This window comes from Pseudomonas sp. SED1 (genome assembly GCF_034044025.1).
Classification (GTDB): Bacteria; Pseudomonadota; Gammaproteobacteria; order Pseudomonadales; family Pseudomonadaceae; genus Aquipseudomonas.
Map to the genome: position 1 here is coordinate 101,407 of NZ_JAXCIS010000023.1, position 13,667 is coordinate 115,073.

Here is a 13,667-nt window from a genome sequence, read left to right on the forward strand (position 1 = left end):
TGCAGCAACATCTGCAAGCGGGCCCGAGAGATTACAGATTCCGCAGCGCGGCGACTACTGCGTCGCCCATTTCTTGCGTACCGACCTTGGTGCAACCCTGGGACCAGATGTCACCGGTGCGCAGGCCTTGGTCCAGCACCAGGCTCACAGCCTTCTCGATGGCATCCGCCGCGTCGGTCAGGTTGAAGCTGTAACGCAGCATCATCGACACCGACAAAATGGTCGCCAACGGGTTGGCAATGCCCTGCCCGGCGATGTCCGGCGCCGAACCGTGGCACGGCTCGTACATGCCTTTGTTGTTGGCATCCAGGGATGCCGACGGCAGCATGCCGATGGAACCGGTGAGCATCGAGGCCTGGTCGGACAGGATGTCGCCAAACAGGTTGTCGGTGACGATCACGTCGAATTGCTTGGGTGCACGCACCAGTTGCATGGCGGCGTTGTCGACGTACATGTGGCTCAGCTCGACGTCCGGGTAGTCCTTGGCGACTTCCTCGACGATTTCACGCCACAGCTGGCTGGACGCCAATACGTTGGCCTTGTCCACCGAGCAGACCTTCTTGCCACGCACACGGGCCATGTCGAAACCGACACGGGCGATACGGCGGATTTCACTCTCGCTGTACGGCAGGGTGTCGTAGGCCTGACGCTCGCCATTCTCCAACTCGCGCACGCCCCGTGGCGAGCCGAAGTAGATACCGCCGGTCAGTTCGCGGACGATCAGGATGTCCAGGCCCGCGACGATTTCCGGCTTCAGGCTGGAAGCGTCCGCCAGTTGCGGGTAAAGGATCGCCGGGCGCAGGTTGCCGAACAGGCCCAGTTGCGCACGGATCTTCAGCAGGCCGCGCTCCGGGCGGATGTCACGTTCGATCTTGTCCCATTTCGGGCCACCCACGGCACCCAACAGCACGGCGTCGGCTGCGCGCGCACGGTCCAGGGTCTCGTCGGCCAGGGGCACGCCGTGCTTGTCGATGGCCGCGCCGCCGATCACGTCGTGGCTCAGTTCGAAGCCCAGGCTGTACTTGGTGTTGGCCACTTCCAGGACCTTGACCGCTTCGGCCATGATTTCCGGACCAATGCCGTCGCCAGGGAGAATCAGAATCTGCTTGCTCATGGGTTCCTCATTTCATCAAGCGACCCGCCCGTGGGCAGGTCGGGAAAAATTAATCAGCGTTCGGCCCACACCACCAGCACGTCGGTGCTGAAGGTGCCGTCGGCTTGAATCTCGAAATAATCGCGCACTTCCTGGCCCATCGCCTTTTGCAGCTCCAGAATCGCGGCGCGCAATACCTCTGGGGTGCGCATGCGCTCAACCCACGAGGTGTATTCCAGGCGCAGGCGCTGGCGGCTGCTGTTGCGTACATGCAAACCGGCTTCGCTGAGCTGGTGCATCCACTCGCCGGCGGAATAATCGCGCACATGACTGGTGTCGCGCAGCACTTCCACGGTTTGCAGGTAAGTGTCCAACAGCGGGCTGCCCGGTGACAAGACGTCCACAAACGCGGCCACGCCGCCGGGCTTGAGCACCCGGCGCACTTCACGCAGGGCCAGGCCGAGGTCGCTCCAGTGGTGGGCCGAATAGCGGCTGAACACAAAGTCGAACTCGCCATCGGCAAACGGCAGGCGCTCGGCGGCGCCGTGCACGGTGCGGATGTTGTCCAGGCCACGGTCCACCGCAGCGGCGGCGACCACGTCGAGCATTTGCTGGGACAGGTCGTACGCCACCACTTCTTTAACCAACGGTGCAACGTTGAAACTCACATGACCGGCGCCGCAACCCAGGTCCAGCAGTCGCGCAGCGCCCTGCCCGGCCAGTTCGGCCTGGAGTAGCGCGAATTCGGTGCCTTGAGCGTGAACTGCGCTGCTCAGGTAGGCCGAGGCCTGTTCGCCGAATTGTTTTTGCACGACTTGGGTGTGGGCGGTGCTGGTCATGGGAAGCTCCTCGTTGTTGTGCTTTTTGTAGGAGCGAGCTTGCTCGCGAAGGTCGCCAACGATGACGCTGGGCATCTGACACCCCGTGGCGATCTCAGGTTTTTCGCGAGCAAGCTCGCTCCTACAGTGGGTTACGCGTCGCGAAACAACCAAGGCTGGCTCGCCCGGTGCTTGGTTTCAAACGCTGCAATCGCATCACCGTCCTGCAAGGTCAGGCCGATGTCGTCCAGGCCATTGATCAGGCAGTGCTTGCGGAAGGCGTCCACTTCAAAGTGATACACCTTGCCGTCCGGACGGGTCACGGTCTGCGCGGCCAGGTCGACGGTCAACTGGTAGCCCACATTGGCTTCCACTTGCTGGAACAACTCATCCACTTCGGCATCGCTCAAGATGATCGGCAGCAAGCCGTTCTTGAAGCTGTTGTTGAAGAAGATGTCGGCGTAGCTCGGCGCGATGATGCTGCGAAAGCCATATTCTTCCAGGGCCCACGGCGCGTGTTCACGGCTGGAGCCGCAACCGAAGTTTTCCCGGGCCAGCAACACGCTGGCACCCTGGTAACGCTCGGCGTTGAGCACAAAATCCTTGTTCAACGGGCGCTTGGAGTTGTCCTGGTAGGCGTAGCCCACGTCCAGGTAGCGCCACTCGTCGAACAGGTTCGGGCCAAAACCGGTGCGCTTGATCGACTTCAAGAACTGCTTGGGAATGATCTGGTCGGTGTCCACATTGGCACGGTCCAACGGCGCGACTAAACCGGTGTGTTGGGTAAAAGCTCTCATCGGGTATTCCTCAGATCAATTCGCGAACGTCGATGAAACGACCGTTGACGGCAGCCGCAGCAGCCATGGCCGGGCTAACGAGGTGGGTACGGCCACCGGCGCCCTGACGCCCTTCGAAGTTACGGTTGGAGGTGGACGCGCAATGCTCGCCTGACTCCAAACGGTCCGGGTTCATTGCCAGGCACATCGAGCAGCCCGGCTCGCGCCATTCAAAACCGGCTTCGAGGAAGATCTTGTCGAGGCCTTCGGCTTCAGCCTGGGCCTTAACCAGACCCGAACCTGGCACCACGATCGCCTGCTTGATGGTCGAGGCGACTTTGCGGCCCTTGGCGATCACCGCCGCAGCGCGCAAGTCTTCGATCCGCGAGTTGGTGCAGGAGCCGATAAACACGCGATCCAACTGGATGTCGGTGATCGCCTGGTTGGCTTTCAAGCCCATGTACTTCAAGGCGCGCTCGATGGAGCCGCGTTTGACCAGGTCGGTTTCCTTGGCCGGGTCCGGCACGTTCTGATCAACGGCCAACACCATTTCCGGCGAAGTGCCCCAGCTGACTTGCGGCTTGATCTGCGCGGCGTCGAGGGTAACCACGGTGTCGAACACCGCGTCGGCATCGGACACCAGGTCTTTCCAGGCTTCGACAGCGGCGTCCCAATCGGCACCGCTCGGTGCGAATGGGCGACCCTTGACGTAGGCAATGGTCTTTTCGTCCGCCGCCACCATGCCCACACGGGCACCGGCTTCGATGGACATGTTGCAGATGGTCATGCGGCCTTCGATGGACAGGTCGCGAATCGCGCTGCCGGCGAATTCGATGGCGTGGCCGTTACCGCCGGCGGTGCCGATCTTGCCGATCACCGCCAGGACGATGTCTTTGGCAGTGACGCCGAAAGGCAACTCACCTTCCACCGACACCAGCATGTTCTTCATTTTCTTGGCAACCAGGCACTGGGTGGCGAATACGTGCTCCACCTCGGAAGTGCCGATGCCGTGCGCCAACGCGCCAAACGCCCCGTGGGTGGAGGTGTGGGAGTCGCCGCAGACCACGGTCATGCCGGGCAAGGTGGCGCCCTGCTCCGGGCCGATCACGTGAACGATGCCTTGACGCACGTCATTCATCTTGAATTCGGTGATGCCATATTCGTCGCAGTAATCATCGAGGGTCTGCACCTGGAGGCGCGACACGGTGTCGACGATAGCTTCGATCCCGCCTTTACGCTCCGGGGTGGTCGGCACGTTGTGGTCCGGGGTGGCGATGATCGAGTCGACGCGCCAAGGCTTGCGCCCGGCCAGTCGCAGGCCTTCGAACGCTTGAGGCGAGGTCACTTCATGGATGATGTGACGGTCGATGTAGATCAGCGACGACCCATCATCGCGCCGTTTCACTTCATGGGAATCCCAAAGCTTGTCGTAAAGCGTTTTGCCGGCCATCACGCGGTCCTCATCAGGTGTTTCTATGCCCCGGGCCTTGAACGATTCAATAACCCTTTGGCTTGTGAGGCTGATGGTATGGCGCTACATTAAATAACTCAAATTCATATTTTTTATGCTTTGGATTACCAACTGGAATAGCACAATGGACCTGGCCAACCTCAATGCCTTTATTGCCATCGCCGAGACTGGCAGCTTCTCCGGTGCCGGCGAACGCCTGCACCTGACCCAACCCGCCATCAGCAAGCGCATCGCCGGCCTGGAGCAGCAATTAAAGGTGCGTCTGTTCGACCGGCTGGGGCGCGAAGTCGGCCTTACCGAAGCCGGGAGAGCGTTACTGCCGCGGGCTTATCAGATCCTCAACGTGCTGGACGACACCCGCCGCGCCCTGACCAACCTCACCGGCGAAGTCAGCGGGCGCCTGACACTGGCCACCAGCCATCACATAGGCCTGCATCGCCTGCCGCCCGTACTGCGAACGTTTACCCGGGAATACCCGAACGTCGCCCTGGATATTCAGTTTCTCGATTCAGAAGTGGCCTACGAAGAAATCCTCCATGGCCGCGCCGAAGTGGCGGTCATCACCCTCGCGCCGGAGCCCCACACACTGGTGCGCGCCACCCCGGTGTGGGACGACCCGCTGGATTTCGTGGTGGCACCGGAACACAGCCTGATCAGCAACGGCAACGTCAACCTGGCGGACATCGCCCGGCACCCGGCGGTGTTTCCCGGCGGCAACACCTTTACCCACCATATCGTGCAGCGGCTGTTCGAGGCCCAGGGCCTGACGCCGAATATCGCCATGAGCACCAACTACCTGGAAACCATCAAGATGATGGTCTCCATCGGCCTGGCCTGGAGCGTGTTGCCGCGCACGATGCTCGATGATCAGGTGGCACGCGTCGCTTTGCCGGGCATACAGCTCAGTCGCCAGCTAGGCTATATCGTGCACACCGAAAGGACGCTGTCGAACGCTGCGCGGGCTTTCATGAGCCTATTGGATGCACAGGTCGATCTGCCAGGGAATCAGGCATGAATCGCTGTGGCCCGTAGACCATGAACCCGCGCCGAACGCCCATCGAGCCAAGGCCCTGTGATAATGCGCAACCCCGTCAATTCCGTGCCACCTCTGCCTCGCATCTACGCCCTGGACCCACAGGAGGCGGAGCAAAGCTGGGACAGCGCGCCGCAACTGCTGGCGGCGCTCAACGCTGCCCGGCTGGGCGCCTGGAGCTGGGAAATCGATACCGGCCGGATAAGCTGGTCCCGAGGCACCCAGGCACTGTTCGGCTTCGACCCGCGCCACCCACTGCCTAAAGACCTGGAGTACCTGGACCTGCTGGCTCCCGAGGACCGCGCCAAGGTGGTCCGGGCCTTTCATGCGGTGCTGGCCGGCGAGCCCGCAGCCCAAGCCATGCACCACCGTATCCAATGGCCCGATGGCAGCCTGCATTGGCTGGAAATCAACGGCAGCCTGCTGCCGGACAAGGCCGGTCGCCGGCGGATGATCGGAGTGATCCGCGAAATCACCCACCAGCGCGAGCGCGAACACGCCCTCAGCCATTCGGAAAAGCGCTTCGCCACCCTGTTTCATTTGTGCCCGCTGATGGTCCTGCTGACCCGCCAGGCGGACGGCCTGATCAGCGAAGCCAACCAGTATTTCGAGAGCCTGTTCGGCTGGCCGCTGGCCGATGCCATTGGCCGCAGCACGCTGGAGCTGGGCCTCTGGGTACACCCCGAACAACGCGCGCTACTGATCAAGGCCACCCAGCGCAAAGGCACCCCCATCACCATGGAGGTGCAGTTTCGCGCCAGCAACGGGCAGATCCACGATGGCACCCTCAGCGCCCAGAAAGTCGAGCTGGACGGCGAGGACTACCTGATCAGCACCTTCCTCGACACCACCGACCGCAAGAACGCCGAGCAAGCCCTCAAGGACAGCCAGGAACGCCTGGACCTGGCCCTCGACTCGGCACAACTGGGTACCTGGGACTGGCACATTCCCAGCGGCATGCTCTACGGCTCGGCCCGCGCCGCGCAATTGCACGGGCTGGAACCCCAGCCGTTTCACGAATCCTTCGAGGCGTTTTTTGAAGGCATGCCTCAGGAAGAGCGTGAGAGCATGCGCAACGCCTACCGGACCCTGCGCGAAGGCCCGGCGGGCAACTACCAACTGACCTATCGCGTGCAACTGGAAGATGGCAGTTCGCGCTACCTGGAAAGCCGCGCCCGCCTGTATCGCGATGACTTGGGCGTGCCCCTGCGCATGGCCGGCACGCTGCTCGACATCACCGACCAGGTCGAGCGCGAACAACGCCTGACCGCGTCGGAAGAAAAGTTCGCCAGCCTGTTTCTCGCCAGCCCCGACCCGATCTGCGTGACACGTCTGGAGACCGGCCAGTTTATCGAGATCAACCCGGCCTTCACCCAGACCTTCGGCTGGACCGCCGCCGAGGTGCTCAACAACAACGCCGAACAGATCGGCTTGTGGGATGAACCCAGCAGGCGCCTGCAACGCATCGAGCAGGTGATTCGCGAACAATCCCTGAGCAACGTGGCAATCACCGTTCATCACAAGAACGGCCAAACCCTTAACTGCGTGATCTCCAGCCGCCTGATCCAGGTCAGCGACCAACCCTGCATCGTCACCACCTTGCGGGACATCACCCAGCAGCAACGCTCGGAAGCGGCGCTCAAGGCCAGCGAAGAGAAGTTCGCCAAGGCCTTTCATTCCAGCCCCGACGCGGTGTCGATCACCGAACGCGATACCGGGCGCTATGTAGAAGTCAATGACGGCTTCTGCCGCTTGACCGGCTACCGCGCCGAAGAGGCGATCGGCCTGACGCTGTATCAGATCGGCATCTGGGCCGACGAAAACCAGCGCGCTGCATTATTGGCCGAGCTGCAGATCAAGGGCCGCATTCATCACCTGGAAATGCTCTGGCACAACAAGCGCGGCGAAGTACTGGCGGTTGAAGTGTCGGTGGAACCCATCACCCTCAATGAAACCCCGTGCCTGCTGCTGACCGCCCGGGACGTGAGCCTGTTGAAAAACGCCCAGGCGCAGATTCGCCACCTGGCCTATCACGACCCGCTGACCAACCTGCCCAACCGCGCCCTGCTGATGGACCGCCTGAGCCAGCAGATCGCCTTGCTCAAACGCCATAACCTGCGGGGCGCCCTGCTGTTCCTCGACCTGGACCACTTCAAGCACATCAACGACTCCCTCGGCCACCCGGTGGGCGACACCGTGCTGAAAATCGTCACCGCTCGCCTCGAAGCCAGCGTGCGCATGGAAGACACCGTGGCGCGCCTGGGTGGCGATGAATTTGTAGTCCTGCTCAGCGGCCTGGAGGGTTCGCGCCAGCAGGTCAGTGCCCAGGTTTCGGAGTTGGCCGACACCCTGCGCGAACTGTTATCCGAACCGATGTTTCTGGATGGCCAACGCTTGCAAGTCACGCCGAGCATTGGCGTGGCGCTGATTCCCGATCACGGTTCAACCCCGGCGGACTTGCTCAAGCGCGCCGATATCGCGCTGTATCGAGCCAAGGACTCGGGACGCAACACGATCCAGATGTTCCACAACAGCATGCAGAAAACCGCCAGCGAGCGGCTGCGTATGGAAACCGACCTGCGCCTGGCCCTGTCCCGCGGTGAATTCAGCGTGCACTACCAACCGCAAGTGGATGCCCGGGGTAACCAAATCGTCGGCGCCGAAGCCCTGGTGCGCTGGCAGCACCCGCAGTTGGGCGCGCAATCGCCGACTGAATTCATCAAGGTGCTGGAAGACAGCGGACTGATTCTGGAAGTCGGCACCTGGATCCTCGATGAAGCCTGCGGGACCTTCGCGCAACTGATCGCCGAGGGCCTGGTGGACCCGCTGAATTTCAGCCTGTGCGTGAACATCAGCCCGAGGCAGTTTCGCCAGAACGATTTTGTCGAGCGGGTGGAGCGCAGCCTGCGCACCCACCAACTGCCTTTTACGCTGTTGAAACTGGAAATCACCGAAGGCATCGTGATTCAGAATCTGGACGACACCATCAGCAAGATGCGCCGCCTGAAAAAACTCGGCGTGAGCTTTGCGATGGATGATTTCGGCACCGGCTACTCGTCACTGACCTACCTCAAGCGCCTGCCCGTGGATGCGCTGAAAATCGACCAGTCGTTTGTGCGCGATGCGACCCATGATCCGAACGATGCGGAAATCATCCGCGCGATTGTGGCCATGGCCCGCAGCTTGAACCTGGAGGTGATTGCCGAGGGAGTGGAAACGACCGAGCAATTGGCGTTCTTGCAGGGGCTGGGGTGTCATTTGTATCAGGGGTATTTGCACAGCCGGCCGCTGCCTATGGAGGGTTTCCGGCAACGGCTGGTGCAGGCCGGGCCGTTGCAGTTAAACCAACTTTAGTGCGATGCCATCGTCACGCATCCAGCCCGATGTCTTCAGTGAGGTTTTGGCCCCGTAATCATCAAAAACGCCATCAACAACCGCTACAGAGTGCCCGAAGTTTGCCAGCGTACCGGCCACGCCGCTGGCCAGTTCCTGGACGCTGCTCTGCCGTGTAAAGGCATACAGTCCCAGCCGCAGCAGCGCATCACCGGGGCTCTCGCCATCATTGAGCGTGCCCATGGCCGCTTCGAAACCGGCGGCGGCGCGAAACTCGTGATTCTCCATTTGCGCCCGCTTGGCACTGACGGCGTACAAGAACGTCGCGTCCTTGAGCAACCCGGGGTCAGCGCCCTTGAAGTGTGAGCCTTCCCGGGCCTTTTTCAGCTCTTCATGGGTCAAGCGCACCGTACAGGCATCGCGCATGGTCACGGTATAACCCTCGCGCGTCGGGATGATGCTTTTATAGATGCCCCGGGGATTTTGACCGTACTTCATCATCGCCGCCTTGATCGCGGATACCGTGACGCAATTACCCTCGACCCCTTGATAAAATCCGCTCCAGATATTGGCGGGCTTGATCCCCACCGGGACATCGGACGTCGGAGAAACCGTGGGAATTGAATCAATCGGTAATCCGGCAGGCACCTCCTCGGCGAGCATGTAGCCATACGACCTGGCGACAGACGCTGGTTTTCCAACACTGTGCTGGACGCCATCCAGCACTAAGGCGCCCGAATAGCCGAAGGTATTGATTACCGCGACAGCGCCTTGCTTCATCATCTTGCCGGGGGGAACGAGCCGCAAAAAACCGACCATCCCAAGCCCCTTCAAGACCCTGTAGGGCGTATCGCCTTCCAGGGCGTTTGATAAAGCCCTGCCAAATGATTTGTCCGGCGCGGGATCAAAACGGGTCAGTTGCCTGCGTTTCACGTAGGCCGCCCACATGAAGTTGGCCTGGTTCAGGGCCTGCCTGTCAGGTCCGGCAAACCGGGACGCTTCGCTCGCCTGGTTCAATTCCTGTTCGGAAAGGTGAATCGCGAAGCCGTCCTTCATCGTGATGTTATAGCCCCCTCCTGCCGGGATGACTTTCTCAAACATATCCGCCGGGCTTTGGCCAAATCTCAGCATGAGCATCTTGATCACGGCGGCGTGGCTGCTGACATCAAACGACTCGCCAAACCTTGGTTCAACCGCATTAAAACCATTCAGGATGCCGGAGGGTTTCTCAGGGTTGCGCCTCGCCTGCTCGGCGTTGTCCAACACATAGACGTAATGGCGGTCGGGGCGGTATTGACGGTCAAACCGATGCGCCACCCCATTACGGATCAATGAGGCGCCAAAGTCATGAGTTTCCATAACACCAACGGCGTCCTTGCCGATGAGCTGCTGCGCAGGTATACGCCGCATAAACTGCTTCATCCCCATGCCTTTGAGCAGATTAAAGGTGGTCTCTCCCTGTAAAGACGTCGACAAGGCCGCATCAAAGTTGCTGTTGATACTGCTGTCCGCGCTGGACAACTGTTTGCGTTTGATAAAGACCGCCAACGCAAAATTGGCATTTTCCATTGCGCCTGCATCGCTGCCGACAAACCTCGACGCGGCCGTGGTGCGGCGCAGCTCATGTTCAGCAAGATGCAACTTGTAGCCGTCTTTCAGAGTGATGTCGTAGCCGCCGCCGACGTGCCGGACCTCGCTGAACATATCGGCGCGGCGAGACCCGAATGTAACCATCATCATCTTGATGACCGCCGAATGAGTACTGGTATCAAAGTGCTCAGCAAATCTACGTTCGGTAGAACTGAAGGCATTGACGATATCGGCCGGCCTTTCTTGTGCTTCCTGCAAGCCATGAAAAACGTTGCGGCCGACCCTCATCGCAAAACCGGAGTTCAAGACATTCATGCTCACAACCCTCTGAACACCACCACACGCTGAATCCAGGTGTGAACCTGCGAAAACGTCAGATCAACGCGATGGCATCTCCGAAACGCGGCGCCCCCCCCTTCTTGCCGTATAGCTCCTCACACCCGTCAATCACAGCCACCGAGTGACGCTGCCTGTTGACCATCCCTATCAATGACTTATCTCGAAAGGCTGTTACCGAGACCGTCCGCATGTGTTGGCGCAAGCCCAGCCGCAAGAAGCCTTCACCCGCCACCAATTCATCCTCACCATTGTTAAGGCTGTGTATGGCATGCTCAATGCTTTTCCCGGCAGTCCCGTCGTTGTTTTCCATCATTGCCCGTTTGGCACTGACAGCAAACAGGAAGTGCGCGTCCTTGAGCATGCCGGAGTCAGTCATTAGGACAAACCTTGAAGCCCTTGTCGCCTTTTCCAGCTCATCCTTTTTCAGGTCCAGCCTGTATCCGTCACGCATCTCCACGTGATAGCCATCACCTACGCCTCGAACAGACTTGAAAATATCGGTCGGGCTTTGCCCAAACTTCATCATCGCCGCCTTGATCGCCGAAATCGTCACGCAGTTACCATCGGGGCCCTGGCGAAAACCGTTCCAGATATTGTCGGGCTTTGCGCCATTACGCTTGCTGGAAAGGTCTCGAAGAACCTGTGCACGTGGATCAGGGAGCGGTAAAACAGGACGGGGGATCACCGGAGGCGAGGGCAACGGTGTTGCCGGAAGGGGTGTCACCGGAGGCATAGGCAACGGTGTTACCGGGGTCGGAACCGTGTTCGTCGGATCCGTCCCGGCCAGGACACGTTGCAACAGGGAAAAGAACTGCGTAAAGACCTCGAGCAACTTCGTCAGCATCGGGCCGTTGTTTGTTGCATCGCCAATGCCGCCTCGATCGTTATTGTTGAATGCCGGGACAGGATCCCTATCAACTTTCCTCTCGTCCGTCGAAACCGTCCTTGGTCGTACTGGACACGAGGCCAGATGCTGATACTCCGTGCTTGCCTGCATCCTTTGTCTAATAGGTAAACAAGACATAAATCCACTCTTTTCCAGAAGCCCCCCGGTCTTGACGACCGGGAAGCAATTTCCTTGATAAACCTTGAGAGGTTGCCGTTTTATCGACTTATCCGACGACCTGGATTGAAGCGCCAATCGTTGTTGGAAGCCTGTTTCCCGCGGTTGCCGGACGACTCAAAAAAGTCGTTCTCTGCAGGTCCTGGAGCCGTCACGTCCGGCGTTACTGGAGGCCGGGGGGCGATTGGCGTCTTGTCATCAACGACTGGTGTTACTGGCCTGTTAGGAATAACTGGCACCTGGTTATCAACACCTGGCGTTACTGGCCTGTTGGGAACAACTGGTACCTGGTTATCCACACCTGGCGTTACTGGCCTGTTGGGAACAACTGGTACCTGGTTATCAACACCTGGCGTTACTGGCCTGTTGGGAACAACTGGCGTCCGGTTATCAACACCTGGCGTTACTGGCCTGTTGGGAACAACTGGTACCTGGTTATCAACACCTGGCGTTACTGGCCTGTTGGGAACAACTGGTACTTGGTTATCAACACCTGGCGTTACTGGCCTGTTGGGAACAACTGGTACCTGGTTATCAACACCTGGCGTTACTGGCCTGTTGGGAACAACTGGCGTTCGGTTATCAACACCTGGCGTTACTGGCCTGTTGGGAACAACTGGCGTCCGGTTATCAACACCTGGCGTTACTGGCCTGTTAGGAACAACTGGCGCCTGATTATCAACACTTGGCGTTGCTGGCCTGTTAGGAACAACTGGCGCATGGTTATCAACACTTGGCGTTACTGGCCTGTTAGGAACAACTGGAGTCTGGTTATCGACACCCGGGGTTACTGACGTGTTAGGAGTAATCGGTTTTTTGCCATCGACTCGCCGCGTCATTCGATCTTGCGACCCGGGTTGCACCTCGGGATGAGGGCAGGGACAGTTCATAACTTGAACGGTGACATTGGTAGTCACCCTATTGTCCGGGAATGCGTCCGGCCGGAAGCCAGGGTCGATCCTGTGTCGCGTTGATAACGCATTCGTTTCAGGCGCGACGTTAAGCGTCGGCGCCGGAACTGCTGGGTTGACACCCGGCTTGACGTTAGTTGCCGGGGTCGGCACCGCTGGATTGCTGTCCGCCTGAACCTTGGGCGCAAGGTCCTGAACCGCTGGCTTCACATCCGGCTTGATGTTGGTTGCCGGGGTCGGCACTGCTGGACTGCTGTCCGCCTGAACCTTGGGCGCAAGGTCCTGAACCGCTGGTTTCACATCCGGCTTGATGTTGGTTGCCGGGGTCGGCACTGCTGGACTGCTGTCCGCCTGAACCTTGGGCGCAAGGTCCTGAACCGCTGGTTTCACATCCGGCTTGATGTTGGTTGCCGGGGTCGGCACCGCTGGATTGCTGTCCGCCTGAACCTTGGGCGCAAGGTCCTGAACCGCTGGTTTCACATCCGGCTTGACGCTGGTCGCCGGGATCGGCACCGCTGGATTGCTGTCCGCCTGAACCTTGGGCGCAAGGTCCTGAACCGCTGGTTTCACATCCGGCTTGATGTTGGTTGCCGGGGTCAGCACTGCTGGATTGCTGTCAGCCTTGACCTTAGCCAACGCATCGCCGCTCTGCTCGGATTTATTGGACTGCGGTGCTGCATCGGGCATCGGCCTGGGCAGGCCTCCCTGGCCCGACAGCATGTTGCGTATCGCCTTGAACGCAAACTCAAACATCTCGAACAACTTTTCAAGCGCGTCCTTGTTAAAGGTCACGGTGCCGTCTTTTGCAACAGCCGTACCGTTCTTCAGCAAGTTACTGACCGTACTTGCAGGGGAATCGCTGGCAGTATTAGGCACCGGCTTGGACGTATCCGTCACCTGCGAGTGAAGATCATTATTTAAGCGCGGAAAGTTATTAACTGACAAATTGGACATTGATAAATCCTTATTAAGCGATACCCCAAACACCGTTACTGGCCTGGGGATCAATTGATCTGATGTTGAACTGAAAACAAACACGAGCAATGCACACTCCCTACTTTCGTGGGGGTTGCAGCCATCGAGTTCCGATAATCAGCCCTCACATAAGGACATCAAAATTAAAACCGGGACGTTATCCTATGGACATTCCAGAAAATGTCGTGTTCTTACTCGACTTCCGCCCCCCAGAACCCGATACATTGAGCAATACTCAGCGCCATCGGCAAATCGATGAAATCAG

The 13,667-nt window shown here is 59.5% G+C and carries 9 protein-coding genes and 1 pseudogene; 3 read left to right on the plus strand and 7 right to left on the minus strand.

Annotation, left to right across the window (positions count from 1 at the left end; translation table 11 throughout):
* Nucleotides 1-31 precede the first annotated feature (31 nt).
* Both leuB and SNL23_RS03445 read right to left on the minus strand, forming a co-directional pair.
* Nucleotides 32-1,114 carry a 3-isopropylmalate dehydrogenase gene (gene leuB, locus SNL23_RS03440; protein ID WP_076014703.1) on the minus strand — a complete coding sequence of 361 codons (1,083 nt, stop codon included), beginning with the start codon at nucleotides 1,112-1,114 and terminating at the stop codon, nucleotides 32-34.
* Between the two features lie 53 nt (nucleotides 1,115-1,167).
* Nucleotides 1,168-1,932: a class I SAM-dependent methyltransferase gene (locus tag SNL23_RS03445; RefSeq protein WP_318301608.1), complete on the minus strand. Its 765-nt coding sequence runs from the start codon at nucleotides 1,930-1,932 to the stop codon at nucleotides 1,168-1,170.
* A gap of 39 nt (nucleotides 1,933-1,971) precedes the next feature.
* Here SNL23_RS03445 and SNL23_RS03450 point away from each other — a divergent pair.
* Nucleotides 1,972-2,061, plus strand: a pseudogene (locus tag SNL23_RS03450) (outer membrane lipoprotein carrier protein LolA); the annotation flags it as partial.
* A gap of 2 nt (nucleotides 2,062-2,063) precedes the next feature.
* Here the strand turns inward: SNL23_RS03450 and leuD are convergent.
* Together leuD and leuC are read right to left on the minus strand one after the other, a co-directional pair.
* Nucleotides 2,064-2,708 (minus strand): 3-isopropylmalate dehydratase small subunit, encoded by a 645-nt coding sequence (gene leuD, locus SNL23_RS03455; RefSeq protein ID WP_076014705.1) that lies wholly within the window; start codon nucleotides 2,706-2,708, stop codon nucleotides 2,064-2,066.
* A 10-nt stretch (nucleotides 2,709-2,718) separates the two neighbouring features.
* Complete coding sequence (gene leuC, locus SNL23_RS03460; RefSeq protein ID WP_076014706.1) at nucleotides 2,719-4,137, minus strand: 3-isopropylmalate dehydratase large subunit; 1,419 nt, start codon at nucleotides 4,135-4,137, stop codon at nucleotides 2,719-2,721.
* Nucleotides 4,138-4,282: 145 nt separating this feature from the next.
* On the opposite strand from leuC, the gene SNL23_RS03465 reads away from it, so the two are divergent.
* Together SNL23_RS03465 and SNL23_RS03470 are read left to right on the plus strand one after the other, a co-directional pair.
* The gene (locus SNL23_RS03465) at nucleotides 4,283-5,173 is read left to right on the plus strand and encodes a LysR family transcriptional regulator (RefSeq protein WP_318301609.1); all 891 of its coding nucleotides are present in this window, start codon (nucleotides 4,283-4,285) and stop codon (nucleotides 5,171-5,173) included.
* 63 nt (nucleotides 5,174-5,236) lie between these two features.
* Nucleotides 5,237-8,545, plus strand: a complete 3,309-nt coding sequence (locus tag SNL23_RS03470; RefSeq protein ID WP_076014708.1) for an EAL domain-containing protein — start codon at nucleotides 5,237-5,239, stop codon at nucleotides 8,543-8,545.
* Here the strand turns inward: SNL23_RS03470 and SNL23_RS03475 are convergent.
* From SNL23_RS03475 to SNL23_RS03485, 3 genes are all read right to left on the minus strand, one after another.
* The gene (locus tag SNL23_RS03475) at nucleotides 8,531-10,429 is read right to left on the minus strand and encodes a hypothetical protein (RefSeq protein WP_318301610.1); all 1,899 of its coding nucleotides are present in this window, start codon (nucleotides 10,427-10,429) and stop codon (nucleotides 8,531-8,533) included. The genes SNL23_RS03470 and SNL23_RS03475 overlap by 15 nt on opposite strands.
* A 58-nt stretch (nucleotides 10,430-10,487) precedes the next feature.
* Nucleotides 10,488-11,297, minus strand: coding sequence for a hypothetical protein (locus SNL23_RS03480; RefSeq protein ID WP_318301611.1), 810 nt, complete (start codon nucleotides 11,295-11,297; stop codon nucleotides 10,488-10,490).
* 260 nt (nucleotides 11,298-11,557) lie between these two features.
* Complete coding sequence (locus SNL23_RS03485; protein WP_318301612.1) at nucleotides 11,558-13,381, minus strand: hypothetical protein; 1,824 nt, start codon at nucleotides 13,379-13,381, stop codon at nucleotides 11,558-11,560.
* Nucleotides 13,382-13,667: the final 286 nt, after the last annotated feature.

Coding starts and splice junctions, on each gene's coding strand:
- SNL23_RS03470 (WP_076014708.1), top strand. CDS start 5,237: ATGCGCAACCCCGTCAATTCCGTGCCACCTCTGCCTCGCATCTACGCC.
- SNL23_RS03475 (WP_318301610.1), bottom strand. CDS start 10,429: ATGAATGTCTTGAACTCCGGTTTTGCGATGAGGGTCGGCCGCAACGTT.
- leuB (WP_076014703.1), bottom strand. CDS start 1,114: ATGAGCAAGCAGATTCTGATTCTCCCTGGCGACGGCATTGGTCCGGAA.
- SNL23_RS03480 (WP_318301611.1), bottom strand. CDS start 11,297: ATGCTGACGAAGTTGCTCGAGGTCTTTACGCAGTTCTTTTCCCTGTTG.
- leuD (WP_076014705.1), bottom strand. CDS start 2,708: ATGAGAGCTTTTACCCAACACACCGGTTTAGTCGCGCCGTTGGACCGT.
- SNL23_RS03445 (WP_318301608.1), bottom strand. CDS start 1,932: ATGACCAGCACCGCCCACACCCAAGTCGTGCAAAAACAATTCGGCGAA.
- SNL23_RS03465 (WP_318301609.1), top strand. CDS start 4,283: ATGGACCTGGCCAACCTCAATGCCTTTATTGCCATCGCCGAGACTGGC.
- SNL23_RS03485 (WP_318301612.1), bottom strand. CDS start 13,381: ATGTCCAATTTGTCAGTTAATAACTTTCCGCGCTTAAATAATGATCTT.
- leuC (WP_076014706.1), bottom strand. CDS start 4,137: ATGGCCGGCAAAACGCTTTACGACAAGCTTTGGGATTCCCATGAAGTG.